The organism is Chitinibacter sp. ZOR0017, from assembly GCF_000799095.1.
In the GTDB taxonomy this organism is placed as follows: domain Bacteria; phylum Pseudomonadota; class Gammaproteobacteria; order Burkholderiales; family Chitinibacteraceae; genus Chitinibacter; species Chitinibacter tainanensis.
Map to the genome: position 1 here is coordinate 17,032 of NZ_JTLG01000046.1, position 20,822 is coordinate 37,853.

At 56.5% G+C, this 20,822-nt stretch carries 22 protein-coding genes and 1 tRNA gene; 16 read left to right on the top strand and 7 right to left on the bottom strand.

What is annotated here, in order from left to right; genetic code table 11:
* The first annotated feature begins 151 nt into the window (after positions 1-151).
* Both L991_RS15990 and sbcB read left to right on the top strand, forming a co-directional pair.
* A complete protein-coding gene (locus L991_RS15990) occupies positions 152-1,192 on the top strand; it encodes a TIGR03790 family protein (RefSeq protein ID WP_197053922.1) in 1,041 nt (346 codons plus the stop codon).
* A 149-nt stretch (positions 1,193-1,341) separates the two neighbouring features.
* Positions 1,342-2,772 carry an exodeoxyribonuclease I gene (sbcB, locus tag L991_RS15995; RefSeq protein WP_052191013.1) on the top strand — a complete coding sequence of 477 codons (1,431 nt, stop codon included), beginning with the start codon at positions 1,342-1,344 and terminating at the stop codon, positions 2,770-2,772.
* Positions 2,773-2,847: 75 nt separating this feature from the next.
* Here the strand turns inward: sbcB and L991_RS16000 are convergent, their stop codons facing one another.
* Positions 2,848-3,030, bottom strand: coding sequence for a hypothetical protein (locus L991_RS16000; RefSeq protein WP_047397010.1), 183 nt, complete (start codon positions 3,028-3,030; stop codon positions 2,848-2,850).
* A 172-nt stretch (positions 3,031-3,202) separates the two neighbouring features.
* On the opposite strand from L991_RS16000, the gene L991_RS16005 reads away from it, so the two are divergent.
* Positions 3,203-3,586 carry a YbaN family protein gene (locus tag L991_RS16005; RefSeq protein ID WP_047397011.1) on the top strand — a complete coding sequence of 128 codons (384 nt, stop codon included), beginning with the start codon at positions 3,203-3,205 and terminating at the stop codon, positions 3,584-3,586.
* Between the two features lie 69 nt (positions 3,587-3,655).
* On the opposite strand, the gene L991_RS16010 is transcribed toward L991_RS16005, so the two are convergent.
* Positions 3,656-3,732, bottom strand: a tRNA-Met gene (locus L991_RS16010).
* Positions 3,733-3,846: 114 nt separating this feature from the next.
* On the opposite strand from L991_RS16010, the gene L991_RS16015 reads away from it, so the two are divergent.
* From L991_RS16015 to L991_RS16055, 9 genes are all read left to right on the top strand, one after another.
* On the top strand, positions 3,847-4,182 hold the full coding sequence (locus tag L991_RS16015; protein WP_028449650.1) for a hypothetical protein: 336 nt from the start codon (positions 3,847-3,849) through the stop codon (positions 4,180-4,182).
* 112 nt (positions 4,183-4,294) lie between these two features.
* Positions 4,295-5,638 carry a tRNA (N6-isopentenyl adenosine(37)-C2)-methylthiotransferase MiaB gene (miaB, locus tag L991_RS16020; protein WP_028449651.1) on the top strand — a complete coding sequence of 448 codons (1,344 nt, stop codon included), beginning with the start codon at positions 4,295-4,297 and terminating at the stop codon, positions 5,636-5,638.
* A 139-nt stretch (positions 5,639-5,777) separates the two neighbouring features.
* Complete coding sequence (locus L991_RS16025) at positions 5,778-7,076, top strand: glycoside hydrolase family 3 N-terminal domain-containing protein (RefSeq protein ID WP_081986737.1); 1,299 nt, start codon at positions 5,778-5,780, stop codon at positions 7,074-7,076.
* A gap of 33 nt (positions 7,077-7,109) precedes the next feature.
* Positions 7,110-8,159: a PhoH family protein gene (locus L991_RS16030; RefSeq protein ID WP_081986738.1), complete on the top strand. Its 1,050-nt coding sequence runs from the start codon at positions 7,110-7,112 to the stop codon at positions 8,157-8,159.
* Positions 8,156-8,515 (top strand): DUF5329 domain-containing protein, encoded by a 360-nt coding sequence (locus tag L991_RS16035; protein ID WP_052191016.1) that lies wholly within the window; start codon positions 8,156-8,158, stop codon positions 8,513-8,515. Before L991_RS16030 ends, L991_RS16035 begins: the two co-directional genes overlap by 4 nt.
* Positions 8,512-9,000 carry an rRNA maturation RNase YbeY gene (gene ybeY, locus L991_RS16040; protein ID WP_047397013.1) on the top strand — a complete coding sequence of 163 codons (489 nt, stop codon included), beginning with the start codon at positions 8,512-8,514 and terminating at the stop codon, positions 8,998-9,000. The genes L991_RS16035 and ybeY overlap by 4 nt, the downstream gene beginning before the upstream one ends.
* A 51-nt stretch (positions 9,001-9,051) precedes the next feature.
* Positions 9,052-9,906, top strand: a complete 855-nt coding sequence (locus tag L991_RS16045) for an HlyC/CorC family transporter (protein ID WP_028449656.1) — start codon at positions 9,052-9,054, stop codon at positions 9,904-9,906.
* Positions 9,907-9,982: 76 nt separating this feature from the next.
* Positions 9,983-11,482, top strand: coding sequence for an apolipoprotein N-acyltransferase (gene lnt, locus L991_RS16050; RefSeq protein ID WP_052191017.1), 1,500 nt, complete (start codon positions 9,983-9,985; stop codon positions 11,480-11,482).
* Between the two features lie 132 nt (positions 11,483-11,614).
* Positions 11,615-12,478: a hypothetical protein gene (locus tag L991_RS16055; protein ID WP_047397014.1), complete on the top strand. Its 864-nt coding sequence runs from the start codon at positions 11,615-11,617 to the stop codon at positions 12,476-12,478.
* Positions 12,479-12,634: 156 nt separating this feature from the next.
* Here L991_RS16055 and L991_RS16760 read toward each other — a convergent pair whose 3' ends face one another.
* The 3 genes from L991_RS16760 to L991_RS16070 are packed head-to-tail and all read right to left on the bottom strand — an operon-like array spanning position 12,635 to position 14,072.
* Positions 12,635-13,174 (bottom strand): RDD family protein, encoded by a 540-nt coding sequence (locus tag L991_RS16760; protein ID WP_052191018.1) that lies wholly within the window; start codon positions 13,172-13,174, stop codon positions 12,635-12,637.
* A 26-nt stretch (positions 13,175-13,200) separates the two neighbouring features.
* Positions 13,201-13,512 (bottom strand): hypothetical protein, encoded by a 312-nt coding sequence (locus tag L991_RS16065; RefSeq protein ID WP_047397015.1) that lies wholly within the window; start codon positions 13,510-13,512, stop codon positions 13,201-13,203.
* Positions 13,509-14,072, bottom strand: coding sequence for an RNA polymerase sigma factor (locus L991_RS16070; RefSeq protein WP_047397016.1), 564 nt, complete (start codon positions 14,070-14,072; stop codon positions 13,509-13,511). The genes L991_RS16065 and L991_RS16070 overlap by 4 nt, the downstream gene beginning before the upstream one ends.
* Positions 14,073-14,484: 412 nt before the next feature.
* Between L991_RS16070 and ilvB the strand changes: the two genes are divergently transcribed.
* The 3 genes from ilvB (at position 14,485) to ilvC (ending at position 17,933) form a co-directional block, all read left to right on the top strand.
* Positions 14,485-16,245, top strand: a complete 1,761-nt coding sequence (gene ilvB / locus L991_RS16075) for a biosynthetic-type acetolactate synthase large subunit (RefSeq protein ID WP_028449661.1) — start codon at positions 14,485-14,487, stop codon at positions 16,243-16,245.
* Between the two features lie 13 nt (positions 16,246-16,258).
* A complete protein-coding gene (ilvN, locus tag L991_RS16080) occupies positions 16,259-16,750 on the top strand; it encodes an acetolactate synthase small subunit (protein ID WP_028449662.1) in 492 nt (163 codons plus the stop codon).
* Positions 16,751-16,916: 166 nt separating this feature from the next.
* Positions 16,917-17,933 (top strand): ketol-acid reductoisomerase, encoded by a 1,017-nt coding sequence (gene ilvC, locus L991_RS16085; RefSeq protein ID WP_028449663.1) that lies wholly within the window; start codon positions 16,917-16,919, stop codon positions 17,931-17,933.
* 256 nt (positions 17,934-18,189) lie between these two features.
* Here the strand turns inward: ilvC and L991_RS16090 are convergent, their stop codons facing one another.
* Together L991_RS16090 and asd are read right to left on the bottom strand one after the other, a co-directional pair.
* The gene (locus L991_RS16090; RefSeq protein ID WP_047397017.1) at positions 18,190-18,960 is read right to left on the bottom strand and encodes an ABC transporter substrate-binding protein; all 771 of its coding nucleotides are present in this window, start codon (positions 18,958-18,960) and stop codon (positions 18,190-18,192) included.
* A gap of 86 nt (positions 18,961-19,046) precedes the next feature.
* Positions 19,047-19,886 (bottom strand): archaetidylserine decarboxylase, encoded by an 840-nt coding sequence (gene asd / locus L991_RS16095; protein ID WP_047397034.1) that lies wholly within the window; start codon positions 19,884-19,886, stop codon positions 19,047-19,049.
* A gap of 150 nt (positions 19,887-20,036) precedes the next feature.
* Here asd and pssA point away from each other — a divergent pair, with 150 nt between their 5' ends.
* On the top strand, positions 20,037-20,798 hold the full coding sequence (gene pssA, locus L991_RS16100) for a CDP-diacylglycerol--serine O-phosphatidyltransferase (protein ID WP_028449666.1): 762 nt from the start codon (positions 20,037-20,039) through the stop codon (positions 20,796-20,798).
* Positions 20,799-20,822: the final 24 nt, after the last annotated feature.

Genomic DNA, 20,822 nt, shown 5'->3' on the forward strand with positions numbered 1-20,822 from the left:
CAGCAACTCTGCTGAGTTGAAACGAAAACAACCAAGCCAAGCGCTTGGTTTTTTTTCGCCCAAATTTTCCCTGCGCACGCCTCAGCAGCATCCAGCTGCCACATACCGCATTTGCAGCTATCATCCTATTTTGCCCGCCATGAGGCCACCCGTGCGCCGCATCTTTCTGTCTTTACTGTGCTCTTTGCTCGCGACCTTGAGTCACGCCGAAACCCCTGCCGCACGCCCCTATACCTTGTACAGCGGCCAACTCGGTCTCGTGATCAACAGCAAAGACCCACTTTCGGAGCAAATGGGCGAGTATTACGCCGAGCAGCGCCAGCTCAAACCCGAGCAAATACTGCGCATTGAGCTACCCACCGATCGCGTCTGGATTACCGAGGGCGAGCTAGAGCAACTACGCGGCAAAATCGAACAATACTTCGGCCCTGACATTCAGGCGCTGGCGCTCGCCTGGGCCAAACCTTACCGAGTCAATTGTCTGAGCATCACTTATGGCGTAACCCTCGGCTACCAGGAAGGACTTTGCAGCAACGCGGGCAAACCCACACCTGAGTCACCGTATTTCAATCACAGCAGCACCCAGCCCTTTACCGATCTGCACCTGCGCCCCAGCATGCTGCTGGCCGCCAAAGACTGGCCCAGTGGCAAACAACTGATCGATACCGGCCTCACCGCTTGGGGCAATCAACCCAAAGGCAGCGCCTATTTTGTGGTAACCAGCGACAAAGCCCGCAATTCGCGCGCCGGCCTCTTTCCACCTAGCCAAGTCATCAAAGGCCTGCCACTCAAAATTGAACAGCTGCAAGCCGACAGCCTGAAGGGTAAGCGCGACATCGTGATTTACCAAACCGGTCTCGCCAAAGTGAACGACCTCGAGACGCTGAAATTCCAGCCGGGCGCTCTGGCCGATCATCTAACCTCGTTTGGTGGCCAGCTCACCGACAGCAGCCAGATGAGCAGCCTGCGCTGGCTGGAAGCGGGCGCCACCGCCAGCTACGGCACGGTGAGCGAGCCCTACAACTACCCGCAAAAATTTCCCCACCCGCAAGTGCTGCTGTTTCACTACATTAACGGCGCCACGGCGGTAGAGGCCTACTGGAAAAGCGTTGCCTGGCCCGCTCAGGGGGTGTTTATCGGCGACCCGCTCGCCGCCCCTTATCGCTCGCTCAGCCCACGCAAAAGCAATTAGGGTATCGCCCCGCAAGCCAGCACCGCAGGCCATGCAAGGCAATACCCCCAGCTAGTATTGTCCTGCAGTGGCCACATGCAACCCAGCCGCGGCTTGCCGCCCTAGCGCACCACAGGTATAACGGCGCTTTACCGTTTGCCGACAGCATCATGGCCCTGACTTTTCTCTGGCACGATTACGAAACCTTTGGCGTTAATCCCAAAACTGATCGCCCCGCCCAATTTGCCGCCATACGCACCGACGCCGAGCTCAATGAAATCGGCGAGGCCATGAATCTGTTTTGCCAGCCGGCCAATGATTACCTACCCAACCCCGAAGCCTGCCTACTCACCGGCATCACGCCGCAGCAATGCTGGCAGCAAGGCATCCCCGAATATCAGTTTGCCGCCGCCATCGAGCGCGCTCTGGCCAGCCCGGAAACCATCGGTGTTGGCTACAACACCATTCGCTTTGATGATGAAGTCACGCGCTTTTTATTCTGGCGCAATCTGATCGACCCCTATGCGCGCGAATGGCAAAACGGCTGCGGCCGTTGGGATTTACTGGATGTTGTGCGCACGGTCTATGCTTTGCGCCCGGATGGGATCGAATGGCCGCGCCACGAAGATGGTCGCGTCAGCTTTAAGCTGGAGCACCTCACCGCTGCCAATGGCCTGCAACACGAAGCCGCTCACGACGCACTCTCGGACGTCCGCGCCACCATCGCGCTAGCCCGACTCATCCGCCAGCAACAGCCCAAGTTATTTGATTTTTGCCTCGCCCTGCGCAGCAAGCAGCGGGTGTTTGACGAAATCAACCTCGCCCAGCCACGGCCATTACTGCATATTTCGGGCATGTACGGCGTAGAGCGCGGCAATCTGGCCATTGTATGGCCACTGGCCACCCATCCCACCAATAAAAACGAAATCATCGTCTGGGATTTGGCCCACGATCCGCGTGAGCTATTTACCCTCGACGCAGCTGAAATCCGCCGGCGAATGTTTAGCCGGCAGGACGAACTTGGCGACACGCCGCGCCTGCCGATTAAAACCATCCATGCCAACAAATCACCCATCGTCGTCGGCAATTTAAAAGTGCTGCGCGAGAGTGAAATCAGCCGCTGGCAGCTCGATCTGGCGCTGGTTCAGCAGCACGCCCAAGCCTTTACTCAGGCCAGCGCCCTGCCTTGGAGCGAAGTTTTTGCCCGCGAAGCGGGTGAGAAACAAGATGTGGACGCCAATCTGTACGGCGGCTTTGTTTCCAACACCGACCGCCGCACCCTCAGCCGCCTGCGCACACTAAAAGGCGAGCAGTTGGCCAGCGAAATCGTGCATTTTGAAGATCGCCAGCTGGAAGAGCTGCTATTTCGCTACCGCGCCCGCAATTTCCCCGCCAGCCTCAATCCGGAAGAGCAGCAACGCTGGGAGCAATGGCGCAACGCCCGCCTGTTCGATGGCGCCGCAAACGCGCTAACCCTAGAAGCCTACAGCAGCGAGATCGATCGCCTCGCCGACAGCCTCGACGAAGCTGGCAACGAGCGCGCCGAGCAAATTCTGGCCGCACTCTACGACTACGCCGAGCAAATCGCCCCCGACTTCTGAGCGAGATCAGCGCAGCGTCGCCATTCGCAACAATAAAAAAGCCGGCTCGCGCCGGCTTTTTGCTACCCCATCACGCTAAGGCAATCGATCCTGCGTGAGCTGCCGCGTGCTGGCATATAAATGCAGCACAAACCCATCGGCTGGCGGCTGATAGCTACCAACCATCACCCGCCCTTCTTTACGGTAGCGATACCAGCTCACCCCGAGCCAAAGCACCAGCGCCACCAGCAAACCCAACTCAATCCATTCACTTGGCATCACTTACCCTCCATCCGCCACATTTAGAGTCAGCCTAGCGCAAGAAAAAACAGAAGCAAGAATGAATATTATTAATTTTTCGTGAAAAACCGCCAGCTAGCCCGCATTTTTGCTCGTGATTGCCAGCCCAGCACTCAGGCCATAAGATGAATCATCCAATAGGCTTTCATCAATGCGCCCACCTCTTCCCCGCTGGCAACACTATTTACTTTTACTCACCGGCTGGCTGGCCTTGCTACTGGCCGTGCTCGGCATCTTGCTCCCCGGCCTGCCAAGCACGCCGTTCATTCTGCTTGCCGCCAGCTGCTTTGTGCGCGCCTCGCCGCGCTGGCACGCTTGGCTGCTGGCGCACCGCTGGTTTGGACCACCGCTGCGCGACTGGGAAACTCACCACAGTCTGCCACGGAAAATCAAATACAGCGCCTGGGGATTAATGCTAGTGAGCGCGGGCATCTCGCTCTGGCTACTGCAGGGGCGAGAATGGCTGCAGGGCATATTGCTTGTGGGCATGGCCACTGGGGCATGGGTGATTAGCCGCATTCCGGATCGCGATTGATCGCAATCCACAACGGGCAAGCTGAAATGCAAAAAGCCCGCTAATTTGCATTAGCGGGCTTTTCTTAACTGGTGGCTATGACGGGAATCGAACCTGTGACCCCAGCATTATGAGTGCTGTGCTCTAACCGACTGAGCTACATAGCCAAGAGAAGCAGCATGATAGATGCGCCCTAGAAAGCTGTCAACCCCCTTTTGAATTTTTCTTTCAATTTGGGGCGCAGCTTGTTACCATACACCCATCTCACCGGAGCTTAGCCCATGCGCAAGTTGCTGTTTTTGTTGCTACTTACTGTTTCAATGAGCAGTTTCGCCGCCCGCGTCTTGCCCAATGGCAAATTGGCCCAATTGCAGGGTTTTCTGCCGCCGCAGGTCAAATTGGACGACAAAGTGTATGTCACCGCACCCGGGCTGCAGATTCGCAGCGTGAATAACACGCTGATTATGCCCAATCAGCTGCCGCAATCGGCCACCGTGTGGTACCAAACCGAGCCCAACACCGGCTTTGTCTGGCGCATTTGGCTGGTGAGTGAAGATGAAGCCAAGCTGCTGAAGGTTCGCGCCGAGCAGCAAAAGGCCATCGCCAACGAACAATAAGGGTATAGCTCGCTAGCCTAGGTATTAATTATCGGCTAGCACCATACCCCCACAGCGCCCGCTGGGCGCTGTTGATTTTTTGAATGTGTCGCCCAACGAAGAAGTCTACGCAATGAGCAAAAAAGTATTTATCAAAACCTTTGGCTGCCAGATGAACGAGTATGACTCGGACAAAATGGTGGATGTGCTGCACGCGGCCGAGGGTCTAACGCGTACAGATAACGCCGAAGAAGCCGATGTGATTTTGTTTAACACCTGTAGCGTGCGGGAAAAAGCCCAAGAGAAAGTCTTTTCGGATCTGGGCCGGATTAAAGAGCTGAAAAAGCTGAACCCCAATCTGGTGATCGGCGTGGGCGGCTGTGTAGCCAGCCAAGAGGGCGACACCATTGTGAAGCGCGCGCCGTATGTGGATGTGGTATTTGGCCCGCAAACCCTGCACCGCCTGCCCGAGCTGATCGCGGAAAAACGCAAAACCGGCGAATCACAAGTGGACATCAGCTTCCCGGAAATCGAAAAATTCGACAACCTGCCGCCCGCGCGCGTCGAAGGCGGCTCGGCCTTTGTGTCGATTATGGAAGGCTGCTCGAAATACTGTTCATTCTGCGTGGTGCCTTATACCCGCGGCGACGAAGTCTCGCGCCCGTTTGAAGATATCCTGGTGGAAGTGGCCAATCTGGCGCAGCAAGGCGTGAAAGAAATCCACCTGCTGGGCCAGAATGTGAACGCCTACCGCGGCAAGATTCTGGAAGGCGAAGACGGCGAAACCGCCGATCTGGCCATGCTGCTGGAATACATTCATGAAATCCCGGGCGTAGAGCGCCTGCGTTTCACCACCAGCCACCCGAAAGAAATGACCCAGCGCATCATCGATTGCTATAAAAAGCTGCCGAAACTGGTGTCGCATCTGCACTTGCCCGTGCAGGCCGGCTCCGACCGCGTGCTGGTGAATATGAAACGCGGCTACACCACGCTGGAATACAAATCACTGGTGCGCAAACTGCGCGAGGCGCGGCCTGATCTGTGCTTATCCAGCGACTTTATCGTTGGTTTTCCGGGTGAGAGCGAAGAAGACTTCGAGCGCACCATGAAACTGATCGAAGACGTGAAATTTGACGCAAGCTTTAGCTTTATCTACAGCCGCCGCCCGGGCACACCGGCCGCCGATCTGCCGGATGATGTGCCGGAAGAAGTGAAAGTCGCGCGTCTGAAACGCCTGCAAGCCCGCATCGAAGAATTCGCCAGCGAAATCAATCAGAATATGCTGGGCACCGTGCAGCGCGTGATCGTGGAAAAAGTCTCGAAAAAAGACAGCAACGAGCTATCGGCGCGCACTGAAAACAACCGCATCGTCAACTTCCCGGGCAATCCGCGCCTGATTAATCAGGTGGTGGATGTGCGCATCACCAAGGTGTATCCGCACACCTTGGGCGGCGAATTGGTGATTATTGAAGAATAAGTCGTAGTTGAGCTGTATACCTGCCATTTTCAGAATATGAAGACGGCAGGTATGTTGATCAAGACATTTATACACAAGGCCTTCAAAGCAATACCCATCAAAAACTCCATCTAAAAACTAAGCTCAAACAAAGCCCACCATGCCGACTTCTTTTCGTGGCTTGCTCTCCGCCTGCACGATCTTGGCTGCAGCTTGCCTGCTAGTGCTGTCGCGCCATTGGGATCTTGCTGGACTCGTTGCGCTGCGCGCCATCGCCCTACCAGTGAGTTTAGCGACGGGTGGCGTCTTGCTGCTGCTCGCATGGCGGCTCAAACCATTCGGCTGGCCACTGGTGATGGTACTCAGCGGTGCGTCAATGGTGTTTAGCGGCCACTGGCAACTAGAGGCACACAGGCAACAACAACGCGCTTTCGAACTCCCACCCGCCATCGCACACGAAATCGGCCAACACCTGATTGTTGGCTTTACCCATGAAAGTGAAATCACTGAACTCATCAGCCGTGGCCTCATTGGTGGCGTGTTTATTACTCGTCGCAATATTGAAGGAAAACAGGCCAATGATATTCGGCAATTGATTGCCGACTGGCAAAGCTTGCGCCGACGCAGTGGCTTGGCTCCGCTCATCATTGCCACCGATCAGGAAGGTGGCTTGGTATCGCGGATGTCGCCTCCATTACCGTTGCAAAAGCCACTGGGTCAGTTATTGCGTGACAGCAATCATCCAGCACAAACCGCCCAAGAATACGGCCGCGAGCAAGGGCAAGGGTTGGCACAACTGGGTATTACGCTCAACTTCGCCCCCGTCGTCGACCTTGATCACGGCATTCATAATCCTGACGATAAATATTCCAAAATCAGCCGCCGAGCACTGGGGCGCGATCCGGTACAAGTTGCGAATGCGGCACGCGCCTACTGCGCAGGCTTAGCCGAACATCAAGTGCAATGTACGCTCAAACATTTTCCCGGTTTAGGGCGCGTCTTTGAAGATACCCACGCAGATAGTGCAAGCATTCATACCCCGCTCACAGAATTAAGCGCCAGCGATTTGCAACCTTTTCGCACCCTGCATAACCACCATTCGTTCATCATGCTTTCGCACGCCAAATTAGCGGCACTGGATGCATCGCGCCCAGCTTCATCATCGCCCAAAGTCATCGAACAGCTAATCCGGCAAGACTGGCAATACCAAGGCTTACTCATCACCGATGATTTGGGCATGGCAGGCGCACGTGAACAAGATGGTGGCAGCGAAGCTGGCGCCATCCTCGCACTCAATGCTGGCGTTGATTACTTACTCATCGCGTGGGATCCGATCTTGGTTTATCCCATTTTGAATGCCTTGGTTGAGGCCAAAATCGGCGGCGTATTAAATTCATCGCAACTTGACCGTAGCCGACAAAGAATGACAAGGTCGTCAATCATTCGATCCGCGCCCTAAACCCATCTTAGCGATGATTTTCTGCGATAATCCATGCATTCTGTTAAGAGAACCCATCACCCAGTGCACACCGATACCGTTGCTTTCACCCCAATCGATAACGCCCGCTTGGCCAATTTATGTGGTCCGCTCGACGAAAATCTGAAACAAATTGAAAACGCGCTCGATGTGACGATTTCGCGCCGTAACGAGCATTTCAAAGTGGCCGGCCGCACCAAGGTGGTGAATCAGGCCCTCGACGCCCTCGAATACTTCTACAACGAAGCCGCCCGCAAGGCGCTGGAAGTCGACGACATTCAGCTGGGGCTGATCGAAATCATCCGTGGCCCGGAAGAAGCCCAAACCGAAACCGACGTGCCCGTATTGCGCACGCGCCGCGCCGATCTGCGTGGCCGCACGCCGGGGCAAAATGTCTACCTGAAAACCATTCAGGATAACGACATCACCTTCGGCATTGGCCCAGCCGGCACCGGCAAGACGTATCTGGCTGTGGCCAGCGCCGTAGATGCGCTAGAGCGCGATACCGTCAAGCGTTTGATCTTGGTGCGCCCCGCGGTGGAAGCTGGCGAGAAGCTTGGCTTTTTGCCGGGCGATCTGACGCAAAAGGTTGATCCCTACCTGCGCCCACTGTATGACGCGCTGTACGATTTGCTGGGCTTTGACCATGTCACGCGGCTATTCGAGAAAAACATCATCGAAATTGCGCCGCTGGCCTTTATGCGTGGCCGCACGCTGAACCACAGCTTTATCATTTTGGACGAGGCGCAAAACAGTACGCCCGAACAGATGAAAATGTTCTTAACGCGGATCGGGTTTGGCAGCAAAGCCGTCATTACCGGCGACCCAACCCAGATCGACCTGCCCAAGCACGTCAAATCGGGGCTGATCGATGCGCAGGAAGTGCTGCAAGGCGTGCGGGGGATTGGTATTCATCACTTCACAAGCGAAGACGTAGTGCGCCACCCGCTGGTGCAGAAAATCGTCAATGCCTACGATAAAGCCCAGCAAGCGCGCGATGCCGCCGCGGCCGAGCGCAAAGCCCAGCAACAGGCCGAGCGCGCCGCGCAGGAATCTCGCGCATGATGCGCCGCGTAATCTGTACGCTCGCCTTGCTGGCCAGCCTGCCAGCGCAGGCCATTACCCCAGCCGCCGAACAGGAAGTGCAAGCACTACTGCGCTGGGTGGGGCAGACCGGCTGCACCTTTATCCGCAGCGGCAGCAGCTACGACGCCAAAGCGGCGCAAGAGCACCTGACCATGAAATACGGCAAGGCGCGCGACAAGATCAAAACCACGGAAGACTTTATCAACGAAGTCGCCAGCAAAAGTTACCTCACCGGCCAGCCCTACACCGTGCGCTGCGCCAACCAAGCGGAACAGCCGGCCAAAAACTGGCTGTATGCCGAACTAAAACGCCAACGAAGTAAATCATCACCATGAGTAAAACCCAACTGCGCCCGAATGTGGAAATCGACATTCAAAACGAAAGCCAGCGCTCGCCCATTCCGCGCAAAAGCCTGCTGCGCCGCTGGGTAAACGCGGCGCTGGCCCCAAAGATCGATCATGCGCAAATCACCTTGCGCTTTGTTGATGCCGAAGAAGGCCAAAGCCTGAATCGCGATTACCGCGGCAAAGACTACGCCACCAATGTCCTGACCTTCACCTACAGCGAAGACATGCCGCACATCCCCGATATGCCGCTGACTGGCGATCTGGTGCTGGTAGGCAGCGTAGTGGAGCGCGAAGCCTTCGAGCAGGGCAAACCACTGCTGGCGCACTACTGCCATCTGATCGTGCACGGCACCTTGCACCTGCAGGGCTACGATCATCTGGAAGATGCCGAGGCTGAGACAATGGAAGCGCTGGAAACAGAAATTGTCACGTCTTTGGGTTATGATGACCCGTACCGGAGCGAAAAAGGCTGATTTAATCGCCTTTGATCTGGGCTTTTTTTACTGCAAGGAGCTGTATCCACCATGGACGATGCCTCGTCCCCGAGTCCCAAGCTAAGCTGGCTTGAGCGACTCACCCATTTCCTGTTACGGGAGCCGGAAAACCGCGGCGAACTGGTTGAAATCATGCACTCGGCGTTTGAACGCCACCTCCTCGATGCCGATGCGCTCGGCATGATCGAAGGCGTGCTCAATGTCGGCGATATGCAAGTGCGCGATGTGATGGTGCCGCGCTCACAAATGGATGTCATCGACATCAACGACACGCCCGCCGAGTTTATCCCCCGCGTTATCGAAACCGCGCACTCGCGCTTTCCGGTGATTGATGGCAGCAAAGACAATGTGGTGGGCATTTTGCTCGCCAAAGATTTGCTGCGCTATTACGCCGAAGACGTTGAATTTAATGTCCGCGATCTCCTGCGCCCAGTGGTGTATATCCCCGAAGCCAAACGGCTGAATGTGCTGCTGAAAGACTTTCGCAATAATCGCAACCATATGGCGATTGTGGTGGATGAATACGGCGGCGTGGCGGGCCTGGTGACGATTGAAGACGTCATCGAACAGATCGTTGGCGATATCGAAGACGAATACGACGACGATGATGACGAAGACCAAATCATCCCCGATCGCCGCGGCAACTGGCGCGTGAAAGGCGAAACCGAAATCGCCGATCTGAATGAGACCATCGGCAGCCACTTTAGCGACAAGGAAGTCGACACCGTGGCCGGCCTTGTGACCCTGGCCTTTGGTTGTGTGCCCAAGCGTGGCGAAGAAACCATCATCGATGGCTATCATTTCCTGGTGTTGCGCGCCGATAGCCGCCGCGTGCATTCGGTACAGATCGATAAACATCTGGAACGTCACGAAGCCGAACATTGATCACCACCCGGTCATCATCACACGGTACACTGCGGACTGATCGTTGATCAGCCCGTTTTTATTGCCGAAGCTCACCATGCGCTGTTTTCCTGCCCGCCCCCTCTGGGCCGTTCCGTTCTTATTGCTCGCTGGCGCGCTCAGTGTCGCCGGCTTTGCCCCGCTGGGGCAATTCTGGCTGCTGCCGCTTAGCCTGATGGCGTGGCTGCTGGGCATCCAGCATGCCGGTAGTACCCGGCAAGCGCTAGGCTATGGCCTGAGCTGGGGCCTGGGGTATTTCCTGGCGAACGCCAGCTGGGTTTACATTAGCCTACATACCCATGGGGGCATGCCAGTCTGGATGGCGGCGCTCTGCACCTTTGGCTTTGCACTGTTTCTTGCGCTGTTTCCCATGCTGGCAGCGGGGCTAGCCTGGCGCTGGCCCGCTGGCAAATTACTCAAACTCGCGCTGATTGCCCCTACGCTGTTTGTACTGAGCGAATGGATACGCGGCTGGATTTTTACTGGTTTTCCATGGGCCTCGCTGGGCGGCTCGCAATTGGCGACGCTGGGCGGGTTTTATCCGCTGATCGGCAGCTATGGCGTGGGCTGGCTGCTGGCGATCGCCAGCGGGCTCGTGCTGGCGGAGCTGCGTTTGGGGGCCAGCCTGGTGTTTGCGCTACTCAGCACCAGCGCCCTGCTGCAACAGATTGAGTGGACGCAGCCCAGCGGCGCACCGCTGCGGGTCAGTCTCTTGCAGGGCAATATCCCGCAATCGATGAAATGGAGCCAGGCCGCGTATCTGGATAGCCTGAATATTTATCGCGATCTCACCCAGCAAAGCCAAGGCCAGCTGATTGTGTTTCCGGAAACCGCCATTCCGGCGTTTTTCGGGGCGATTCCCGACTGGTATCTGGATGATTTACGCACGCTCGCGCGCCAGCGCCAAGCCAGTATTATTTTTGGTACCGCCACCAGCAGCGCCGACGGGCAGCAGCACTTTAATGCCGCAGTCGATCTGGCCCAGCCTACGCGCACGCCCTATGCCAAATATCATCTGGTGCCGTTTGGCGAATATATTCCGGCGCGCGAGCTGTTTGGGGTGTTCTATCGCTACCTGAATATGCCGCTGGTGGGGCTCTCGCCCGGCGCCCCCGTACAGCCACCATTTGCGCTGCAAGGTGGCCGGATTGCCGCCAATATCTGCTACGAAGATGCATTTGGCAACGAAATCCGCCGCAATGCGGTTAATGCCACGCTGCTGGTCAACCTCACCAATATGGCATGGTTTGATGGCTCGTGGGCGGCGGAGCAGCACGCCGAAATGGCCCGCGCCCGCGCGCTGGAAAACGGCCGCTATCTGATCCGCGCCACCAACACCGGCAAAACCGCGATTATCAATCCGCGCGGCGAGCTGGTGAGCAGCCTACCCGCACAAACCCGCGGCGTACTCAATGGCACTGTGCGCCACCAGATCGGCACTACGCCCTATCAACGCTGGGGCGATACGCCGGTCATCGTGGGCTGGGCGCTGGCGCTACTTACCTTGGCGCTCTACACATACCGCCAGCGGTATCGACCTAGAAAGCAGACGATCTAGGCCCTACGGCGATATACCCCTGCAACACCAAGCTATGCCTGTTGCATGAATCTTGCACCGCCCAGCGCCAGCGCGGCCAGCCAGCGCCAGTTCGGAGTAAGATCAAGGCAGAACATTCACTAGGATGGCGAGATGCTGGGGCGCTGGGTAATTTCTGCACTATTGCTGCTGTGTGCGGCACTGGCCACGGCCAACCCCGTGGTGGTGCGCATGCGCCCGCCGCAAGGCAGCGCCGACACCAGCCACGCCTACTTTATTGGCCTCGCCCAACTGGCCTTGGACAAAACCGCCAGCCAAGGCCCGGCGCGGATTCAGCTGATCCGTGCAGACATGTCGCAAAACCGCGCACTACTGGAGCTCAGCCAAGGCGATGTTATTGATCTGGATTGGGCCGGTACCGATCGCGAGCGCGAGCAAATGCTGCGCCCGATTCGCATCCCGCTGCTGGGGGGCTTACTGGGCTATCGCGCGCTGGTGATCCGCAAAGCGGATAAAGCCCGCTTTGACCGGATCAAGAGCGTTCAAGAGCTGGCCAAACTCACCGGCATTCAGGGCGCCCAGTGGCCCGACACCGCGATTTTGCGCCATGCGGGGCTCAAGCTCGAAACCCCGCCGCGCTTTGAAATGATGTACCCGATGCTACTGAATCGCCGCGCCGATTATTTCCCGCGCGGGCTCAACGAGGTGTACGCCGAAGTGGCGGGGCTCAAGCGCAGTGAGCTGATGATCTACGATCAGCTCTTGCTGGTGTATAAACTGCCGATGTATTTTTTCACCGCCAAACGCAATGAAGCCCTGGCAAAGCGGATTGAGCAAGGCCTACGACTGGCGGTGGACGATGGCAGCTTGCTGGAATACATGAAAAACCACCCTGTAACCGCGCCGGTGTTTCCGCTCAGCAAATATCGAACCGCGCGCAAACTGCAGCTCACCAACCCGAATCTCCCCGCCGAAACCCCGCTGCACGACAGCAGCCTGTGGCTGAAAATCGAGTGACGCGCTGAGCATACGCAGCGCCAACCCCATCACTCGACACGTGGCTAGTCAGGTGCCCCCCCCCCTGTCATCCGCGAGCGGCATAAAAAACAAACCGCCCGTATGCGGTTTCGGATGAATGTGAATGAGCAACCCACTCGCGAAGCGCGGTCCGGCTTACTTTTTACTGGGTGAATTCACGATCCGGGTTTTCGCCAGCCGATCATGCAATAACTGGCCGTCGGCATCGAAACGGGCCGTAATCCACGGCACGCAAAACCAGATACTGCCCAGCCACGCCAGCCAATGGTATTGCGGGTAATAAATCGCCAGCACCCACAGCGGCAACAGCGGCGCATAAAAAGCCGTGGCCACCGCGAAGCGAATACTGGCCTGCCGCCAGCTTAACTCGCCGGTGAGTGGGGCCACGCGCATTCGCCAGGTCATCATCGCTAGAGTTTGCCCGCGCGTCCAGCACCAGCCAAAGTAGGCATAACACACCGCCAGCACCCATACCCCATTGAGTATGCGCGCCCAAAGCGCATCAGATAAGTGTTCTGGCGTAATACCCAGCAAAAGCTGCATCACCCCCTGAAAGATGCCCTCGGCAATCAGCAAGACCGCCGCCAACAGCAGCAGCTCATAAATAAAGGCCACCAGTCGGCGGCCCCAGGCAGCAGCGCCTAAATGCGCTTCAAAATGCTCATCCGGTTTCAAGTGCAAACTCCGACCGCGGTGCGGCCTTAAACATCATCCAAACTATCGTACAACACTTCGTCCACCAGCTGCTGCGTCAGTTCCAGATTACTGGCCGGGCGCAGCGGAGTTTGCTGCTGCCACCACACGGCCGCCAACACCAGTCCAAGTACCAGCGCCGCACCAGCCAGCGGATGCCGCCCTGCCCAGCTCAGCACCGCGCCATGCGCCGCCACGGTGGGTTGTTGCGCTTGCCGGCGCGCCTGCGCCAGCGCCGCTTGCACGCGCGTCTGGGGTTGCGCCGAGCGCAAGGCCGCACTTAAGCGCACGCCAATTTGATCGGGGGTTTGCTGATTCATAGTGTGACTCCTTGCTCGCGCAGCCACGCGGCCAAAGTGTGGCAGGCCCGCGAGCAGTGCGTTTTTACACTCCCCGTCGAACATCCCATCACCGCCGCCGTTTCGGCTACATCCAGCTCTTCCCAATAACGCAGCAGAAAGGCTTCCCGTTGACGAGCCGGCAAGCGCGCCAAGCCTGCTTCGATGAGCGCAATGTGCTGTTTACTATTGAGCCAGCTGGCCGCATCGGCCCGCTCATCAACGGCACCGGGCAAATACTCCAGCGGATCAGATTCGTCCGTATCTTGCGGGTCGCCGCCCAGAGCCGAAAACAGCGTTTGCCACAGATTGCGCACCCGCGTGCGCCGCTGGGCATCGCGAATGGTGTTTTGCAAAATCCGCTGAAACAGCAAGGGCCATTCAGTGGCGGGCTTGTCGCCGTAATGGCTGGCGAGTTTGAACATCGCTTCCTGCACCACATCCAGCGCCGCCTGCTCATCACGCAGGGCGATCCAGGCTTGCCGCCAGGCCCGTTGCTCGACCTCGCGCAAAAAGGCATCCAGCGTCACCGCAGAAGACAATTGGTTTCCTTTTGTAAAGTGCAGCGAAATATCGCAGCAAAAACAAGGGCATTGATACTAGCAAACCCCAATAGAAACGGCCAGAAAAACTTGCCAACGCCGCCGCCATCGGGTAACTTTAGAGGCCTACACCAAGTCACACCCCGCTGCCCGATGACGTTAAGCGTTGCGAGCAGCACCGGATCGCTTGCGCCAATGCATCAAGCTCGTATCTCAAACAGGCCAAAAGCCTGTATTCTGGCGCCAAAGCTCGGTATAAATGAGGCTTTGCTGGCCGACTGCGTAAGCCGTCTGGCTGCACTGACCCGCCCCGCGGATGAATACGCACGCCTGTGCGTGAGGGGTATCGCTCCCATGGCGAGCGGATTGCCGCAGAACATGACCGATCAACATTGACTCAGGACGAAAACCGATGGAAATTTCGGGCGCAGAAATTCTGGCGCGGTGTCTGGCAGAAGAAAACGTAGAGTTCGTTTTCGGCTACCCGGGCGGCGCGGTTTTGGAAATCTATGATGCGATTTTCAAACAAGACAAATTCAAACACGTGCTGGTGCGTCACGAGCAAGCTGCCGTTCACGCAGCCGACGCTTACTCACGTTCTTCTCACAAAATCGGTGTTGCCCTGGTGACTTCCGGCCCTGGTGCCACCAACGCCATTACCGGCATTGCCACCGCCTATATGGATTCGATTCCGATGGTGGTGATTTCCGGTCAGGTAGGCACGCCAATGATCGGCTCGGACGCCTTCCAGGAAGTCGACATGGTCGGCTGTTCACGCCCGATCGTGAAACACAATTTCTTGGTGAAAGATGTCAAAGACATCGCGCCAACCGTGAAAAAAGCCTTCCATATCGCCACCACTGGCCGTCCAGGCCCGGTTGTGATCGATATTCCGAAGGACATCACCATTCACAAAGCGGTATTCGAATACCCGAAATCGGTCTCGATTCGCAGCTACAATCCGCCAACTAAAGGCCACCCAGGGCAGATCAAAAAAGCCGCTCAAATGCTGGCCGAAGCCAAACGGCCGTTCATCTACGTGGGTGGTGGTGCCGTACTAGGCAATGCCTCAGCCGAAGTCACCGAGCTGGTGCGGCTGCTGAATGTACCGTGTACCAACACCCTGATGGGCTTGGGTGCGTATCCTGGCACCGATGATAAATTCGTCGGCATGCTGGGTATGCACGGCACCTACGAAGCCAATATGGCCATGCAATACGCCGACACGATCATTGCGATCGGCGCGCGTTTTGATGACCGCGTGATTTCATCGCCAGCGCACTTTGCATCGCAAGCCAAGCGCATCGTGCACATCGATATCGATCCATCCTCGATCGCTAAACGCGTGAAAGTCGATGTACCGATCGTGGGTGATGTAAAAGAAGTACTGAAAGACCTGATCGCCGTACTGAAAGAAGGCAATCTGCGCCCGAACGAGAAAGCCCTGAGCGCTTGGTGGGATCAGATCAACGATTGGCGCAAACCCAACAGCCTGTGGTACGAGCCGCACGACACCATCATCAAGCCACAGTTTGTGATTCAGAAACTGTGTGAAGTGACCGGTGGCGATGCGATCATTACCTCGGACGTAGGCCAACATCAGATGTTTGCCGCGCAGTACTACAAATTTAACCGCCCACGCCAGTGGATTAACTCGGGCGGCTTGGGCACGATGGGCTTTGGCCTGCCGGCCGCGATGGGCGCGCAATTGGCCAACCCCGATGCAACCGTGGCCTGCGTAACTGGCGAAGCGTCAATTCAGATGAATATCCAGGAATTGTCGACCTGCAAGCAGTACCACACGCCAGTGAAAATCATTAACCTGAATAACGGTTATCTGGGCATGGTGCGCCAGTGGCAAGAGTTCTTCTACGGCACGCGCTATTCCGAGTCGTATGTGGATGCCCTGCCCGACTTTGTGAAACTGGCCGAAGCCTATGGCCACGTTGGTATGCGCATCGACAAGCCAAGCGACGTGGAAGGCGCGCTGCGCGAAGCCTTTGCCCTGAAAGAGCGCCTGGTGTTTATGGATTTCCTGACCGATCAGAAGACCAACGTATTCCCGATGGTACAAAACGGTAAGGGCCTGAGCCAGATGGATCTGCCACCGCATATGCAAAACATGCAGCTGGTGCCTTTTGAAAACAACCGTGACTACGGCAACCTGTGCTAAGGAGAGATGAAGCATGCGTCACATTTTGTCTGTCCTGATTGAAAATGAAGCCGGCGCCCTGTCGCGCGTCACCGGGCTGTTTTCGGCCCGCGGTTACAATATTGACTCGCTAACGGTGCAAACCACCGAAGATCCCACCATGAGCCGGATGACGATTGTTACCCATGGCTCGGAAGATGTGATCGAGCAAATCACCAAGCAGCTCAACAAGCTGATCGAGGTGGTGAAAGTGATCGACCTGAACGAGGCTGATCACATCGAGCGCGAACTCATGCTGATCAAAGTACGCGCCACCGGCAAAGATCGCGAAGAAATGAAACGGATGGCGGATATCTTCCGCGGCCGCATCATCGATGTCACCGAAAAAAGCTACACCATCGAATTGACCGGCACGGGTGAAAAACTCGACGCCTTTATCAAGGCGCTGGATCAGTCGGTGATTCTGGAAACCGTGCGCACCGGCGCTTCTGGCATTGGTCGCGGCGAACGCATTCTAAAACTATAAGCAGGGTATATGCCTGTAGAACACCACAGGCAAGACCTGCAGAGCAATACCCATAAGCAGCCAACCACCAGTTTTCACGCCAGACAAAGCAACGAGGCGCGGGAACTTTGGGTTTAACACTGACAAGCATTATCTAATACTAAGCAAAGGAAGCATCATCATGGCATTGAACGTTTACTACGATAAAGACACCAACCCAGAAATCATCAAAGGCAAAAAAGTAGCCATCATCGGTTACGGCTCACAAGGCCATGCCCACGCTTGTAATCTGAAAGATTCAGGCGTTGATGTGACTGTTGGTCTGCGCGCTGGCTCAGCCACTGTAAAAAAAGCTGAAGCTCACGGCCTGAAAGTAACCGACGTTAAAACTGCAGTGGCCGGCGCTGACGTAGTAATGATCCTGACTCCGGACGAGTTCCAGTCAAAACTGTACAAAGAAGAAATCGAGCCAAACATCAAGCAAGGCGCAACTCTGGCCTTCGCACACGGCTTCGCGATTCACTACAACCAAGTTGTGCCACGCAAAGACCTCGACGTGATCATGATCGCGCCTAAAGCACCAGGCCACACTGTGCGCTCAGAATTCGTACGCGGCGGCGGCGTGCCAGACCTGATCGCGATCTTCCAAGACGCAACTGGCAAAGCCAAAGACGTGGCATTGTCATACGCTTGGGGCGTGGGCGGCGGCCGCACTGGTATCATCGAAACCACATTCAAAGACGAAACTGAAACTGACCTGTTCGGCGAACAAGCCGTACTGTGCGGTGGCGCGGTTGAACTGGTGAAAATGGGCTTCGAAACCCTGGTTGAAGCTGGCTACGCACCAGAAATGGCGTACTTCGAGTGTCTGCACGAGCTGAAACTGATCGTTGACCTGATGTTCGAAGGCGGTATCGCGAACATGAACTACTCGATCTCGAACAACGCTGAATACGGCGAATACGTAACTGGCCCACGCGTAATCAACGAAGAATCGCGCAAAGCCATGCGTCAAGCGCTGAAAGACATCCAAACTGGTGAATACGCTAAGCAATTCATCTTGGAAGGCCAAACTAACTACGCTTCAATGACTGCAGCGCGTCGTAACAACGCAGCGCATGGCATCGAGGTAGTAGGCGGCAAACTGCGCGCGATGATGCCTTGGATTCAAGCGAACAAGATCGTTGACCAAACCAAAAACTAATTTTTAGCAGCTGCAACTCGAGTGAGGCCAAAAGACAATAAAACGTCTTCGCTGCGCAGCTCGTGTACTTAACGTACACGACGCCGCTAGCGCCTCACCCAATCGCGTTTCGCTCGCTAAAATAGTTGTCAATAAAAAAACCGGCTCAATGCCGGTTTTTTTATATCGAAAGATTCTTGGGCGAGACTCAAGACAGTCCACTAGCACTCCAGAGCGGCACATACCCACCCAAGTATTGCCGCCAAAGCTAAATCCATTAATTATTGGCCGCCAATACCCCTAGATAGCGATCATTAATTCGCTGCCATTGCCCGCTGCGCTGCAAGCGTTCAATCCCGCGATCCACCACCGCCTTCACCGGCACCGCCTCAGCCAGGCGTTTGCTGATCAACACATGAAAAGCGCGCGTGGGCACAATCGGGTCGGGCACATAGGCAAGCTCGCGCCAATCCAGCAAGCCTTGCTGCGCCATCATCCGCACCACTTCGACCTGCTCCAGCGCTAAATGAAACCGCCCAGCCTGCAGCATACGCAGCAACATTTCGCGGTCGCGCGCGCTGGTGTCGATGCGCACCAGGCCCTGATACTGGTCATAGTTAAAACCCAGCACGCCCCCCAGACGAAAGCCTTGCATGCTATCGCGGTCGGTAACTCGTGGCGGAATGCGGAAACGGTCTTTACGGTAAAACAGTGCCAGATGGGTTTCGTAGAGCGCATCACTATAGAGTGCGTATTGCGCGCGGTCGCTGCGGTAAGACGCATTGGGCACCAGATCAACCTGCCCCGCTTCCAGCTCTGCCAGGCAGCGGCGCCAAGGGCGGATCACGTGTTCGGGGCGGATGCCGGCATGCCAGAGGATGTCGGTGAGCATCTCGACGGCAATCCCGCGCACCGCGCCGTTGTCTTCAATCATCAGATACGGCGGCTTTTCACCCTCTTCCCAGCACACGCGCAAGCTGCTGGGCAGCGCCATTGCCGTGGTGGCCAAGCCCAGCCAGCAACAGACGGCAACAAAGATGCGGCGCATGCGGTGTTCTCCAGGATCAGATCAATATACCCAAACCAGTATAGCCCCAGAAAGCACCACAGATATTACACTGCGGCAAATACCCCTTATGCCGCCATCATTTCGCCCAAGCGTACCGGCCGCGCGGCAACCCAATCGGACGCGAAGGCTGGCGTGCCCGGCTGAAAGAGCAACACGACGGTTGAGCCAAGCAGGAAACGGCCCATTTCTTCGCCTTTTTCCAGCACGATTTGCTGGTCGAGATAGCTCTTGCGCCATACCGCATTGGCCCGTGGCGGATTCACCACGCCATGCCAGACGGTAGCCATACTACCCACGATGGTGGCCCCCACCAGCACCAGCGCAAACGATCCGAATTCGGAATCAAACATGCACACCACACGCTCATTGCGCGCAAACAGTGCATCGACGCCACGGGCTGTCGCCGGATTAACCGAATACAGCTCGCCGGGCACATAAATCATCTCGGTCAGCCGCCCACGGCAGGGCATATGAATACGGTGATAATCCTTGGGGCTGAGATAAATGGTGGCAAACTGGCCATCGCGAAACGGCGCGGCCAGCGCAGCATCGCCGCCGAGCAAGGCCGTGGCGGTGAAATGCTTGCCCTTGGCCTGAAAAATCTGTTCTTGCTCGATTTTGCCCAGTTGGCTAATCGCGCCATCCACCGGACACACCAACGGCGCAGCGGCTATCGGCCGGGCGCCGGCTTTGAGTGGCCGGGTAAAGAATTCGTTGAAAGTGGCGTAGCTGGCGGGATCGGGATTGGCCGCTTCCGCCATATTGACCTGATACTTGGCGATAAACGACTTGATCACTTGCGTGGTCAGGCTGCCTGCCTGCCGGCCGGCCAGATTACCCAGCAACTCGGTAAGGAGACGTTTGGGTAAAACGTGTTGAAGCGCAACAAACAAACGATCTGACACCACAGCCCCTTAGCCGCAACGGCCTCTATCAATCAAAGCGGCAATTATACCGCAGCCACCCCGCCCCACGCAGACAAACCCTGTCAGCCCGCCTGCTGCTCGGTTACAATCGACCATCCCGCTAGTAGGCCGACCGCCGAGGTTAGAGCAATGCAACAGAAACCCGCGCTGAATCTGCGCCGCCAAAGTATTTACCTGCTTCCCAATTTATTCACGCTGGCAGCTTTGTTTGGTGGCTTTTATGCCATCGTGCAGGCGATGAACGGCAAATTTGAGCAAGCCGCGCTGGCGATTTTCGCCGCCATGATTCTTGATGGCCTGGATGGGCGCGTGGCCCGCATGACGCACACCCAATCCGAATTTGGCGCACAATTCGATAGCCTATCCGACATGGTGTCGTTTGGCGTGGCGCCAGCGCTAGTAATGTATGAATGGGCACTCTCACCCTTTGGCAAATTCGGCTGGGCGGTTGCCTTTATCTACTGTGCCGGTGCGGCGCTGCGCCTAGCCCGCTTCAATACCAATATTCAGGTGGTGGATAAACGTTTTTTCCAGGGCCTACCTAGCCCGGCGGCGGCGGCACTGGTGGCAGGGCTGGTGTGGATCAATATCGAATACCACGATGATTTGCTACATCTGGCCGAGCTCATGCCGTATGCCGCACTGCTATTTACGCTGTTTGCCGGCCTCACCATGGTATCGAATGTGCCCTTTTGGAGCTTTAAAGAACTACATATGCGCAAAACCGTACCGTTTATGTCGCTGCTGATTGCCACCCTGGTGCTGGTGATCGGCGCCTCACGCCCGGCGCTGGTGTTGTTTAGTTTCTTTATTTGCTACGCAGCTTCGGGCTATCTGTACTGGCTGTGGCGCTTTATCATCAAGCCCCGCACCAAGCAAAATCAGACATAATGTCTAACTTTTAATTTAAAAGTC